At 46.4% G+C, this 13,044-nt stretch carries 11 protein-coding genes and 1 pseudogene; 6 read left to right on the top strand and 6 right to left on the bottom strand.

Annotated features, from left to right (window positions below; genetic code table 11):
- Positions 1-86: 86 nt before the first annotated feature.
- The gene (locus NC997_RS02205; protein WP_190529426.1) at positions 87-1,484 is read right to left on the bottom strand and encodes a carotenoid oxygenase family protein; all 1,398 of its coding nucleotides are present in this window, start codon (positions 1,482-1,484) and stop codon (positions 87-89) included.
- On the opposite strand from NC997_RS02205, the gene NC997_RS02200 reads away from it, so the two are divergent.
- Positions 1,483-1,635, top strand: coding sequence for a hypothetical protein (locus NC997_RS02200; protein WP_190529424.1), 153 nt, complete (start codon positions 1,483-1,485; stop codon positions 1,633-1,635). The two genes, NC997_RS02205 and NC997_RS02200, sit on opposite strands and share 2 nt — an antisense overlap.
- Before the next feature lie 247 nt (positions 1,636-1,882).
- Positions 1,883-2,341, top strand: a complete 459-nt coding sequence (locus NC997_RS02195; RefSeq protein WP_190415089.1) for a YbhB/YbcL family Raf kinase inhibitor-like protein — start codon at positions 1,883-1,885, stop codon at positions 2,339-2,341.
- A 104-nt stretch (positions 2,342-2,445) separates the two neighbouring features.
- On the opposite strand, the gene NC997_RS02190 is transcribed toward NC997_RS02195, so the two are convergent.
- Both NC997_RS02190 and NC997_RS02185 read right to left on the bottom strand, forming a co-directional pair.
- Positions 2,446-3,066: a hypothetical protein gene (locus NC997_RS02190; RefSeq protein ID WP_190415090.1), complete on the bottom strand. Its 621-nt coding sequence runs from the start codon at positions 3,064-3,066 to the stop codon at positions 2,446-2,448.
- 181 nt (positions 3,067-3,247) lie between these two features.
- A pseudogene (locus NC997_RS02185) lies at positions 3,248-3,498 on the bottom strand (hypothetical protein).
- Between the two features lie 146 nt (positions 3,499-3,644).
- Here NC997_RS02185 and NC997_RS02180 point away from each other — a divergent pair.
- On the top strand, positions 3,645-4,742 hold the full coding sequence (locus NC997_RS02180) for a tetratricopeptide repeat protein (RefSeq protein WP_347276155.1): 1,098 nt from the start codon (positions 3,645-3,647) through the stop codon (positions 4,740-4,742).
- A gap of 199 nt (positions 4,743-4,941) precedes the next feature.
- Here NC997_RS02180 and mnmH read toward each other — a convergent pair whose 3' ends face one another.
- Both mnmH and NC997_RS02170 read right to left on the bottom strand, forming a co-directional pair.
- Positions 4,942-6,120 (bottom strand): tRNA 2-selenouridine(34) synthase MnmH, encoded by a 1,179-nt coding sequence (gene mnmH, locus NC997_RS02175; RefSeq protein ID WP_190529422.1) that lies wholly within the window; start codon positions 6,118-6,120, stop codon positions 4,942-4,944.
- Between the two features lie 106 nt (positions 6,121-6,226).
- A complete protein-coding gene (locus NC997_RS02170) occupies positions 6,227-7,408 on the bottom strand; it encodes an aldo/keto reductase (protein ID WP_190529420.1) in 1,182 nt (393 codons plus the stop codon).
- Between the two features lie 72 nt (positions 7,409-7,480).
- Between NC997_RS02170 and NC997_RS02165 the strand changes: the two genes are divergently transcribed.
- The gene (locus NC997_RS02165) at positions 7,481-8,014 is read left to right on the top strand and encodes a DUF3421 domain-containing protein (protein ID WP_190529418.1); all 534 of its coding nucleotides are present in this window, start codon (positions 7,481-7,483) and stop codon (positions 8,012-8,014) included.
- 158 nt (positions 8,015-8,172) lie between these two features.
- On the opposite strand, the gene rpiA is transcribed toward NC997_RS02165, so the two are convergent.
- Entirely contained in the window at positions 8,173-8,883 is a 711-nt protein-coding gene (gene rpiA, locus NC997_RS02160; RefSeq protein ID WP_190433167.1) for a ribose-5-phosphate isomerase RpiA, read from the bottom strand.
- A gap of 272 nt (positions 8,884-9,155) precedes the next feature.
- Here rpiA and NC997_RS02155 point away from each other — a divergent pair, with 272 nt between their 5' ends.
- Both NC997_RS02155 and NC997_RS02150 read left to right on the top strand, forming a co-directional pair.
- Positions 9,156-11,078, top strand: a complete 1,923-nt coding sequence (locus NC997_RS02155; RefSeq protein WP_190529416.1) for a tetratricopeptide repeat protein — start codon at positions 9,156-9,158, stop codon at positions 11,076-11,078.
- A gap of 850 nt (positions 11,079-11,928) precedes the next feature.
- Positions 11,929-13,035 (top strand): EAL domain-containing protein, encoded by a 1,107-nt coding sequence (locus NC997_RS02150; RefSeq protein ID WP_190429816.1) that lies wholly within the window; start codon positions 11,929-11,931, stop codon positions 13,033-13,035.
- The last annotated feature ends 9 nt before the right edge of the window (positions 13,036-13,044 follow it).

Genomic DNA, 13,044 nt, shown 5'->3' with positions numbered 1-13,044 from the left:
TTGCGGTGCCTGGAGCTTAGGGTTGTGTTAATTGTAGCGATCGCATCTTTGACGATTTCAAGAATGCGATCGCATCTCACCACAAATTAGACAGAAGCGCTTAACTGTTCCTCAGAAACCCATGCACCGTGGAAACCGTAAGGCACCCGCTGGGGGATGAGGACACGCGCTACTGGTTCAGATGTCACGTCTTGGGCATTTACGACTACCAGTTCCGAAGTGTCTGCTTCATCATCGTGGACAAAAGTCATTAGCCAACCGTCATCCTCAGCAGCCGCATCGGGACGAGGGACAAATACCGCTTCGCCACCATAGCGTCCCCGTCCGAATTCGTGAGTTTCGGACTTACCATTCTTAAAGTCATACTTGATGACCCCTTCAAACAAAGGCATCGGATTATTTGCCATCTTTGCGGTATAACCGTAGCGCATCGGTCGTCCCATTCGCTGTTCGTTCAGACGGGGGAAATCTGATGGCGCATCGTCCAGCATTTCCTCCTTTACCGTACCCGTGCTGAGGTTAAAGCGCCATTGGTACAAACGACCCGCATCTCCCTCATTTTCACCGGGGGTCATATCAGTCGTTAAAACACTGGTGGAACTCATCCGACAAGCGACAAGCACCACTTCATCTCCCTCCTCGTAGGCATTGAGGGTATGGAAGACGTAGCAGGGGGGACTTTCAAACCAGCGGATGTTGCTGTTATTGCCATGACGGGGGACAATGCCGAAACGGCTAGGGCGATCGCGCTCAAACATCAATGGTGGTTTACCCTGCTGCATTCGTGCCATGCTGAAAGTTAGCGGCAGATCCATAAAGATTGTGTAGTGTTCGGTGATGGCAAAATCGTGCATCATCACCCCCATCGGCAAGTCGATGGGAACGGTTCGCAACAGCTCACCCTTCGCTGAAACGACGCTGTATTTTAGGTACGGTGGGGCAAACGAGTAGCCAAAAAACATCATCTCCCCCGTTTCAGCGTCTACCTTGGGATGAGCGGTAAAGGCAGAAACCAGCTTGCTATTATACGTGTAAGCACCTGATGTCTCTAAACTGGGAACTTCGATCGCGTGAGGTTCGCCTCCTTCCCAAAGCGCTAGCAGCCGCCCATCGTGCCACACTAGAGCCGTGTTAGCGGTATTTTTAGGGAAATTGTAGGGATTGTTACCTCGTGACGGTTCCATCAAACCCGTCCAAATCGCCTTACCCGCTTCGCGTTCAATATTAAATCCCCGCGTCCGGATATAACAGTTGCGATATTGAGCTTTGCCGTTATTTATTCGCACTCCGTGCAGCATTCCATCCCCATCAAACCAGTGATAGTTGCCGATAGGTTGGAATTGAGGATTGGGGCCATTCCGCACAAACATCCCGGATAAATCGGGGGGTAGTTCGCCGATTACTTTCAAGTTGGTGGGTGCGATTTCTTCCCGTACTGGCGCAAAGTTGCCATCTAGATAGGGATTGACTGCGGTTGTGGTCATGCGTTGTGCTGAATCGATTGTCTTATCTATATTTATTTTGATTGAGCGAACGCGATCGCGTCTCACACTATGGTTGTGGAACAAGCCAGATGAAGTGGTTGGGGTGGAGCGAGCAAAGTTTAGAGGAGGATGCGATCGCATCCTCCTCTAGTTCTATCTCTATATGGAATGGATGAATATGAACAACTTTTACCCTAAACCATCTAAAGCCATCGTGATCGACTACCAGTAAATCGCAGAATATTTCTGTGGCTAAGCCTATTGGTTGAAGAATTACCCTGTGCCAAAACGCTAATCTACTGGCATTAGCAGGACTACCGCCAAGCGCTTAGAGTTCTGCAAGTAAGAACGATTCGCCAATCACCCCTATCAATCGTCAATCTCTGACACTAAAGACGATGAAACTTGAGAGTACGGCTTTTACTGAAAACAGTGTAATTCCGTCTAAATACACCTGCGACGGCGCAAATATTTCCCCCTCTCTTAGCTGGAATTCCCCGCCAGAGGGTACTCAGAGCCTTGCTTTAATCGTTGACGATCCGGATGCGCCTGGAGACATTTTTGTCCATTGGGTTCTCTACGATCTCCCACCTGAAATTCGCCATCTACCTGGCGGCATTCCCAGCGAAGCAAACCTCGCTGAGGGGGGCGTCCAAGGTAAAAATGATTTTGGCAATTTAGGTTATGGTGGCCCTTGCCCGCCTAGTGGTACGCATCGGTACTTTTTCAAACTCTACGCACTCGATCGACTGTTAGACTTAGCAGCGGGTGCCACTAAAAACAAGGTAGAAGCGGCAATGAATGGTCATATTCTGGCAGCAGCAGAACTCATTGGACGCTACAGTCGCCAGAGATAATCTTGCGGCAGTTCACAATTAATCTACAAAAAAAACACCTTTTCAAAGGTGTTTTTACTGGTGGCTAAAATAAGCCTGCAAATTTGATTTTGAGTCATTAATTCTTATGTGTGATGCCGAGGAGTCCGGGCACCCATAGATGAGCCAATCAGCGATGCTGCTAAACCTAGCAGAGAACCAATTGTAAACGACCAACCTGCCTTCGCTGTGGCACCCGCAATATCACGAGTTTGTTGAGCCGTTACATTAGGCGCGTCGTTGGGTACGTTCACTGCACCTTGTTGCGCTTGATTGACGATTTCCCCAGCATTCGCACCTACAATACCGAATGCGCCTGAGATTCCACTTGCTAACAACCAGGAACTCAATGCCAAAGTTGTAGCCCAAAGAATGGCTCCATTTAACATTGCTGTATTCCGGTTCATCGGACCACTGGCACGGGCTGCTACCCAACTACCCACCAAAAGGGAAATAAACAAAGAGATAATAGACCAAATTCCGACCGCTCTACCAACATCATCGGCATAGGTTCTAGGTGCGCCGGAACCGGAAATATTAGTAGCACCAATTGCGGCTCCTAAAGCACTCAGAATTAACTGAGTAGCTAAAGCAGTAACAATACCGGCAAAAATGGGACCCCACCTTACACGATCGTGGTACTCAACAATTTGATTGCCAGCAGTTGGCTCAATAACAACCCTGTCTTCTCGATTTGTGTATGACATTGCTCACCGCTCTTCCTGTTTCTATTTTTTATAGAGCTACTTTCTTCTAACTTTCACCCTTGAGTTATACTTTATACTGGTATTTTTCTGGGTATATCTATCAGTAGGAATAATCAGGATATCTATCGATAGAAATATGTGTTCTATATAAGTGAAAAGCGCGATCGCAATTATTAATAAATTAGTAGAGCTTTACGGCTGTTTCCGTGACAGTAATGAGCAATAAAAAGCCAGGCTGGTCACTCTGCTATCACACCCCGTTCTGCTCAAAAACTACAGATATATAACTGCCATTCCGTCAGCCGATAATATCCCCAACCCCAGCCAAAAAAACCACAGGTCACGACTAGCCGAGACGCCTTCAGCGGTGATAATTGCTAAATACGCTCTTAACACAGCTTTGTGAACGACATCAGTTGTTGTTACAATCATTAACTGTCCTCGTCAAAATTTCTTTTTAGGCAAATTTGGGGTGTAGACGAGGTAAAGCTCATCCCTCTGCTGTGTTTAGCCATTCTGGATTCATGCTTCCGGAATAGAAACACTGAGCCATTGTAGAAACTCAAGATAAATCGACCGTGCAAAAACAGACTTTATTAGTAGCTAGTCTCTTGTTGGTGCCAGCGATCGCTACCATCAAAATGCCAGTTGTCCAAGCGGCTCCACTGGTAGCTCAAGGCAACCAACAGCAGGTGAGCGAACTGCTGCGGCAGGGGCGTAAGTTGGTGGATACGGGAGATATTGCCAGAGCCTTGACAATTTATCAACAAGCTGCGGATCTCGATCGCGAAAATGCCCGTATTTTCTCCGCCATCGGCTATTTACAAGCAGTTCAGGGCAACTACCGAGAAGCCGCTAAAGCTTATCAACAGGCTGTCACCCTGGAACCGAAGAATGCTGATTTTCAGTATGCATTGGGGTACGCTCTCGCGAATCTTGGAGACAATGCCAGTGCCGCAGCCGCCTACCAGCGTGCTGCCCAGATCGACAACAAGAACCTGAATGCCTATCTAGGATTAGGGGTGGTATTACAGCGTCTAAAAGATTATCAAGGCGCAATGCAAGCCTATGAAACTGCCCTCCAGCTCGATCCGAAAAATCTACAAGCTTATGAATTTATCGGCTCCGCCTTCCTGAAGCAGGGGCGTCCCGCAGAAGCGATTCAAGCACTCCAACAGGCTGTTGCTCTCGCCCCAAATGACAGCGGCGTGCAGTTGAACTTGGGAGACGCCTACATGAAGCAAGGCAACGTCACGGCTGGGATGGCGGCTTTAGAACGGGCAGCCAAGATTGAGCCTCGCAATGCTCAGATTAGCCTCCAAATTGGCAAAATTTTGCAAACCGGGAATAATCTGGATGATGCCTTAAAGGCTTATCAACAGGCAGTGAAGATCAAACCCGATCTCGTGGAAGCTCAGACAGCGATCGCTGATATTTTGCTGAAGCAGCAGGACTACCTAATGGCAATTGTTGCGTATCGGCGGCTGGTAGAAATGTCGCCGGAAAATGCCCAAGCTTACTACAATCTGGGAGTGGCGTTGAGAAAGCGAGAAAGGGTACCGGAAGCGATCGCAGCTTTTGAGCAAGCCCGCGACCTTTACCAGCGTCAAGGTCAGAAGGAAGGCTCTCAGAGAGCGACTTCCGCCCTTAGAGAGCTTCAAAAAGACAAAGGCTAAGGGCAAATGGCGAATAACTGATGGATAGTTTCTTAAAAACTTATTAAGAGTCTCGGCTTGTGGAAATTTCTGCGGATAAGTTGGACTGCAAGATACCTCCTAACTGCGTCCTCAGCCCCATCGATGTCAGAACAATTTAGAGCATCGAATGGGGCTTCCGTATTTTCGATTTTGATTTTCGACTTTGGATTTTGGATGATTAGGCTGGGGTTGAGCAACGGATAGATTCTGGTTGTTCATCGGTAGAACCCACTCGAAAATCTAAAATTTCGACCAAAGCATCAACACTCGCATCCGATAAATCCGCCAGGGAAACCACCTGCTCTAAATTGGGAAAACAGCGGCGGATAGCGTGGTTGTAGCTCGGATCGTAGTGGCACTCTAGCAAGTCTCTTACCAATCTTTCCCACTGCCCAGCATCAATGAGCTGATACCATTCTTGGAGTTTCTCCCAGCCATAGCGGGATTTCAGTCTGTGCAGCTTCGCTTTCAAAACCTCTGGGTGGGCCATTAAGTGAGGATATTCCTGCAAAAGCCACTGAATTCTAGCTTCTACAGGCATCTCAATTTCCACACAGCTCGCTTGTTTCATCTGTTGCCAGAGAGATGGGGGCACATAAATGCGCCCAATTTTATTACTCTCCGCTTCCACCCATACGGGAAAGCTAGGATCGAGGCTTTGCAACTGTTGCAGTAGCAGGGATTCAAAGTGTTTTTGGGATGGCTGAGGTTGGGGATGGGTTTTTGGTAATTGTCCCTCAGCTCCAGATGCGATCGCCCTTGTCTCTACAAACTGCTCCTCAGCGCCACTCCCACTCTCCCACTCTTCACCCAGGAGAGAACCGCGATGGTTTGCCAAACCTTCCAGATCCAGCACCTGAATGCCAAACTCAGCCAGACGGCGCAAAATGTGGGTTTTACCACTGCCAGTCATTCCAGATAATATCCGGAAGTTAAAGCGTTCCGGGAGGGCTTGCAGTTGCTCGCGTACCAAGGAACGATAGGTTTTGTAGCCACCTTCGAGGACAGTCACTTGCCAACCAATTTGACTCAAGACGGTTGCCAAACTGTTAGAACGCTGTCCTCCCCGCCAGCAGTACACGAGGGGATGATAGTCTTTGTCTTTTTCGGCAAAGTGATGGGTGAGGTGACGGGAAATATTTTGAGCGACTAAGGTCGCTCCTAGTTTACGGGCAGTGAAAGGACAAACTTGTTTATAGAGCGTTCCGACTTTAGCGCGTTCCTCGTCATCCAGAACGGGCAGGTTAATGGCACTGGGTATCCGATCTTCAGCGAATTCGCTGGGTGAGCGGACATCAATAATTTCGCTGTAAGTTTCTGTCTCAGATAGCTGAGTATAATTGGGCGATCGCGGCATTGTTAAATATGAATGGCTAATTGCTGATGGCTAATTGAAAGATTGTTCAAGAGCCACTTTTCGATTAGCCACTCTTTGATTAGCCATTACCCCAACTCATACCATTTTAGGTTTGGGATAAGCGTTTGAGGGTTTGACCGCCTAGCAGTCGGTCAGTTTCTTCCAGCAATGCTGGAATTTCGTCGGCGTGGGGACTATGGGTAAGACATTGGCGGAGGTCTAGTTCTCGAACCCGATCCGCTTTGGCTCCAGGAAACCAGTGGCTGGCGTTGCCCAGCAGGTTGTAGCGCATTTTAGCGTACTCGATCATATCGTAGGCGATCGCTAGATTTCTCAGCCACAGAATCACTTGGATATTCAGTCCCCCCGGCGTTGCTTCTGGCTTTGGTAAACCAACGTGCCAGGTTTTTACCCAGTTTTCTCCTAAGGTAGCGATCGCTTCTTGCTCCAAGCGATCAAGAATTGGCAACAAAATCGACTCTGCCTTCTCTAACAGCGGCAGGGTTTTCAGGTGTTCGTCAAAATCCTCTGGTCGTGACGCCCCCACACTCAGAGTATGCACCTGCGGATGACTCAGGCAGAATAAATCGTTAAACACGATTGGGCTGAGGGGATGGCACAAATCCACCAGTTTTTGCGGCGGTTTAAACAGCATTCCTCCTTTCTCGGAAGGGCTGATAATAAAAACGCCCATATCGTGCCGAGAAGCTGCCTCAATTGCAGGCCAGTTGAACTGATTGATGTAGTACCAGTGCAGGTTAACGTAATCGAACTGGTTCGTCTCAATCGCCTTCACAATTACATCACTTGGCCCGTGCGTCGAGAAGCCAATAAACCGAACTTTGCCTCGATCTTGTAGCTGTCGTGCTACCTCCAGACAGCCGCCCTGTTTAATGCTGTCGTGCAGCAACTCATCGGTATTGACACCGTGTAGCGACAGCAAATCAACGTAATCTAGCTTTAAGTAAGCTAGGGACTTCTCAAATTCTTGGCGAAATTCTTTAGCGTCCGCTTTAGGGCCGATTTTCGTCTGGACAATCAGTTTTTCGCGGGGAAAAGTCGGCAAAATTCGCCCTAACTGCATCTCAGAGGTGCCGTAGCCACGAGCAGTTTCAATATGATTGATTCCGACTTCAAAAGCTCGGCGAATCGTTGCTTCTACATTCCGTTGATTATCGCGGGGAACTCGCCATCCAGGGACATCCTGCCACTTAAACTGATAGCGCATCCCCCCACAAGAAAACACGGGCATTTGTAATTCCGTACGCCCAAATCGCCGATACTGCATCTTTCTAAATACATAAGAAAATTGCTGAATTGTGCTTGTAGTTAAGCACAACTATTTTTAGGGTAATTGACTATGCTTGCAAACGTTGTTCGGGCTACCTTGCTATCTTTTTTACCAGCAACCCTGCTGCTGGCATCGAGTTCTGCGATCCTGGCTCAGAATAACTCTGGTTATGAAGCCTTAAATTGGGTAGGTGCATCGAATGGAGACATCCCCCCCAATGCCGTGATTGGTGGGTCTGAATCGGGGCGTCGTTTGTACATCTGTCGCGCCGAATATAACGGTGGCGTGCATCCGGGAAAAGTTGTTGGCAACAATTGTAATTTTGGTTGGGGAGGAGAGGAAATTCTCGCCCCTTTCTATGAAGTTTTAACCGCGCCGCGAAACGTTCGGATTGTTTGGATAGAAGCATCGAACGGACGGGTGCCAGCAGGTGCGATCGCGGGTGGGATAGAAGCAGATCGAGATCTATTTATCTGTCGGGCATCTCACAATAAAGGCGTTCATCCCGGAAAAATTGTCGCTAGCAATTGCAATATCAGTTGGGGAGGACAGGAAATTCTCAAGCGCAACTATCAGGTAGCCGTGCTTAGGAGAAATCGTTAAAAATCCGAGTTTAAGCTGGTGCGATCGCTACAGTTGAACGTAAACCCAAAAACGCCTGAAACTCAGGATAGGGTCGGATTTTGTCTCGCACGGGAAAAGAGACAAAATCCAGGTAGAGAGCAGATTAGTAATTTTGCTCGGAGAATCGCAAAAGAAGATTAAGCTTCTCGCACAATGGGCTTCCCATCTACCACTTCGCCCACTAAAACTAAATCTGTGACGCCCACAAATAAACCATTTTCCAAAACGCCAGGGATATTATTGAGCGTCTTTTCCAGTTCTCCAGGATTATCGAGGGTGTCAAATTTTACATCAATGACCAGATTGCCTTGATCGGTGACAACGGGACCCGCTTTTTTGACGCCCATCCGCAGTTCTGGCTTCCCGCCTAGCTTTTCGATCGCCCGCATCACGGGTGTCATCGCCATCGGAATTACCTCTACTGGCACGCGGAAGGTGGAACCCAGCTTGTCAACGAGCTTGGAACTATCGACCACAACAATAAACTGCTCTGCCAAACAATCTACTATCTTTTCCTGGGTGTGGGCAGCACCGCCCCCTTTAATCAAATTGTGCTGAGGATCGACTTCATCGGCTCCATCAATGGCAATATCAATCCGATCGGCTTCATCCAAGGTGGTTAAGGGAATTCCGTACTGTTTAGCTAGCACGGATGCCTGAAATGAGGTAGGGATGCCTTTGATATCTTTGAGGTCGCCGGACTTCAAGCGATCGCCCAAAGATTCAATTGCATAAGCAGTCGTCGATCCGGTGCCCAGTCCCACTATCATCCCCGACTGGACGCGGGCGGCGGCGGCTTTCCCGACTTCCTGCTTCATCACCTTAACGGGATCTTGTTCTGCACTCATTCTTAAAACTCCTGGCGATATTGACAACTTAGCTCTGTAGGCTAGGATCGCTTAGCAATACTACTCGGTTCACTTCTCTCCATTGCCTCTCTACCTCTGCCTAAACCACTTCTAAAAGACGAGTGTTTTTAGCGATGAGGAGAGTCCAACCCCCCTTCCCGCGGAGAGAAGGGGGGTGTGAGGGGTTTGCTCCGCTCCGAAAAGTATGCGATCGCGTAAACCTAAACCAACTCAGCTGCAACAGTCAGTCTACTATCTGGAGTTCCCTTCCTATGACTCAGGGTGAAAATTTTTCTCAGGAAGATTATCAACACGACTCAAATCTGACTCCAGAAGCACACCATCAAAAGAATCAGGGTGAGCAAACAAGCACTACACGCAAAGCCTTATTGCTGTTTGAAGAAGGATTAAAATTAGCCGAAATAGGAAAGTATAAAGAGGCTGTTGCTCATTATCAAGAGGCTTTAGGCCTTCAACCGAATTCTGATAAAATTTTATACAACTATGGACTTTCCTTATTTTATTTAAGCCGCTACAACGAAGCTGTTAGTTGCTACGACAAAGCGATAAAGTTAAATCCAGATTATTCCGAAGCTTGGAGCGATCGCGCCCATGCACTGATCATGTTAAATCGTGGGAAAGAAGCACTAGCGAGTTGCGAACAGGCTTTGCAAATTCAACCAGAATCTTATCAAGCCTGGTACAAGCGAGGCTGGGTGCTGAGTAAGTTAAATCGCCGCAAAGAAGCGATCGCTAGCTGCGATAAAGCTTTGGAGATTAATGCAAACGGCTATGAAGCTTGGTGTACCCGTGGGGCTGTGCTACCGTTACCAAAACGCCGCCAAGAAGCACTTTGCAATTTTGATAAATCTTTGGAAATCAATCCAGCCTATCAGCGAGCTTGGTACAATCGGGGTTCGTTACTGGTAAATTTAGGGCGGGATGAAGAAGCACTGGCTAGCTTTGAAAAAGCCACTACAATTCAACCAGATTGTCAAGATTTTTGGTTTCCTCAAGCCTGGTACGGTCGAGGCTTTATCCTGGCAAAATTACATCGCTATCAAGAAGCGATCGCTAGCTTTGAAAAAGCCTTACAGCTTAAGCCAGAATATGCGTCGGCTGCGTTTTATAAACTCATCTGCTTGCTCATAACAGGTAAAATCTTTCAGCATTTATTAAATTCTGAAAAAAGAAATCAACTATTTAACGATCTAAAAAATATTGTCAATGCGTTCAAGTATCAATTTTTATTTGTTGCAACATTTATTTTTATCATCAGTTCTGCTCAATCGCCTTGGGCAACAAATTTTAAGCAGATGTTTTCTACTTTATTTTCAGTTGCAATTATTTGGTTTATCTTAGGGGATATTTGGAAAAACAAGTCTCAATTAAGTTGGGTATTAGCAATTTATTTTAAAAGTGGGATTTTAAGTTATGTTCGGGCAGCTTTTATTCTTTTTGTTACCTTAACGACATTTGCAGTCGTAAGCCCATACGTACCCCAATTTATGCAATGGGGATGGGCTAGTGCAGTTTTCGGAAATTCTGGAAATATTATATTTCAACCGTTTGATACTATTAAAAGCATTCAACCTCCACCATCAGAGGATATTAATTCTCAACTTCCCAATCCCAGTGAAAGCTTACCACCCGATGAAAAAGTTGTAACTCAACCCAAGCCATCACCCGATGAAAAAGTTGTAACCCAACCCAAGCCATCACCCAATGCAAATGTTGCAACTCAACCTCGCCCGATACCTAATGAAAAGGCTGCAAATAAGACTTATAAAGCAGTACCGACAAACAGTACAGATCAAAAACCCCCTTTTGATTACACAAAAGTTTTGATGGTTGTTTTTTGGATATGTTTAATTTTAATGGTTCCGTTTTGGGCTGGATTGGAAGAAAAGATTTTTCGTCAAGGTGCTAACACCTGGAAGCAGATAATCGGGAATTCTACAGCTTTTGGTTTAGTCCATATCACCGTAGGAATTCCTATTTATGCAGGTTTTCTGCTGATTATTCCAGGTTTCTTATTTGCTTGCCGCTATAAATTTGTACATGACCAGTCTTTCAAAAAAAATAATAATGAAGAAATAGCTCAGGAAGCAGGAGTTCAGGCAAGTACAGCCGATCATGCAATCTACAATGCAATCCTGATCACTTTCTTGGTTTTCGTAATGTTAACTACATAATTCAGATAAGGATGCGATCGCATCCTCTCTTCTCCTGTCACTCACCTAATGCCGCGCCAGCACTATTCCCTTCATGGAAGCGATGCACTAAGCTAGCACTTCCAGCAGTAGGGACGAAGGTTGTATCCGTCTGTCCACAACAGACTTCTTGACTTACAACGCATAGCCGACGACTGTAAGCGCAGCAAAATAACCTTTGCCTGTCCTTCAAACAAAGTCCGCGCAGGCAGACGATATAGCAGTTCTCATTAAGCGTGCAATCCACTCGGAACCTTACCCCATGCCTGTTTCCGCTTTTCGGTGAAAGGCAGCAGGATCAAACTTTGCTGCATCCAAACAAGAATCCCTATATATAAAGATTCCCTGAAGCAGGCTTAGTTTGTATAGCTCTAAGCTTGAGTCTGTTAGCATGAGCGAAGCATCTGGTAAAGAGCGACACGTTAGCGATTCCCTGTCGTGATAGCTTCGCTTCACGCGCAGCATGAAGCGAACTTATGGCGGTTCTCTCTCCTAGTGTGCCGATTTACAAGAAACCTCCCTGTACTAAATGAAACTTTTGAGTGCCTATATCAAGGTATTGCCCGATTACGGCATGATTTTGTAGGAACATCTCCTGTGGGTTCGCAGAGGATGGCAAAGTTTTGCCTAAAACGGCTCATGGCAATTTGAGCGCAGCCTATAAGCACATAATGTTTACTACGAGCTTCCCATTTTTTGAAAACTAACCTATAGTACCGTTGGGAATACCTCTTACGCCCTCAGACAGAAGACAGTTTCAATGGATACAGGGTATTTCCTGGTTTGATATATCTTTATTCCTTAGAAAAAAATATTGGTAGTCTCTGCTGTAATGTCACAGATTCATCCGCTTAATCTGGTTATCCAACCTGATGACAAGGAAACTAGCTGCTGTCTTTCCAGCATTGGGTTTCAGGAGCTTCCTGCCATGCCTCAGCTTCTCTATCAAACTGTAAATAATCGTGAACTGGTTAGTATTTTCGTCAAGATCAGCCAAGTCCTTTCAGAAACCAGTCAAGCTTCCTCACGCTTTTTTCTGACGCGAACCGAGCAAAAGGATTCTTCTATTGAGACATCGTCACGCGATTATCAAAATTTACTAGGAGATTTTTTAAAAGCGCAACCGATTAGTACGATTACCCAGGCGGTTAAATATGCTTGGTTTTTTCAGATTTTAGCGAAGCAGCAAATATTTTTTCACTATCAGCCTATTTTCAATTTATCAACCGGCGAAATAATTGCTTATGAATGTTTGGCACGCGCCAAAGACGAGCGCGAAGGACACTTCAGCGGTTATCAATTAATTGAAGCAGCCCTTTCGACAAAATTGGCTTACGAGTTTGATGAACTGGCTCGGACAATTTGTTTACAATCAATTGCTAACACCAAGAGTCATCAAACATTTTTTATTAATATCTTACCCAATGTAATCAGCAAAGATCCTGCATCCTTAGAGCAGAACATCAAGTTAATTCTCGACCTGGGATTACAGCCCGAACAAATTGTATTTGAATTAACCGAAGTGGAAGCGTTGGTCAGCTGTCCAAAACTCTTGAAAACCATTAATCGCCTAAGAGAACGGGGGTTTGGAGTTGCTGTAGATGATTTGTGCGCCTGTGTTTCGCCTGACAACTACTTCATGGAGTTTTGCCCCGATTTGATCAAGATAGATCGGCGATTGGTACATGGTTGCAGCCAGCATTCTCTCAAGCAGGTGATGCTCAAAAGTTTAGTGAATTCTGCTCATAACTTGGGAATTCGAGTTGTTGCTGAGGGACTTGAAGACAGGGAAGATGTTGAATTTTGCCGCGATTTAGGGGCAGATTACGGGCAGGGATTTGGCTTAGCAATGCCACAGGTAACTTTGCAGCAGCAACGGCTCGATTTTGTGAAGTCGTCGCTCAGGATTTTGTCTTACACAGATCCCTGCACCTGTTAAAACTAGATG

It is taken from the genome of Trichocoleus sp. DQ-A2, assembly GCF_039961915.1.
GTDB lineage: Bacteria > Cyanobacteriota > Cyanobacteriia > Cyanobacteriales > FACHB-T130 > FACHB-T130.
Note: the sequence above shows the minus strand (reverse complement) of the source record. Positions and strands in the feature narration are given on the sequence as shown.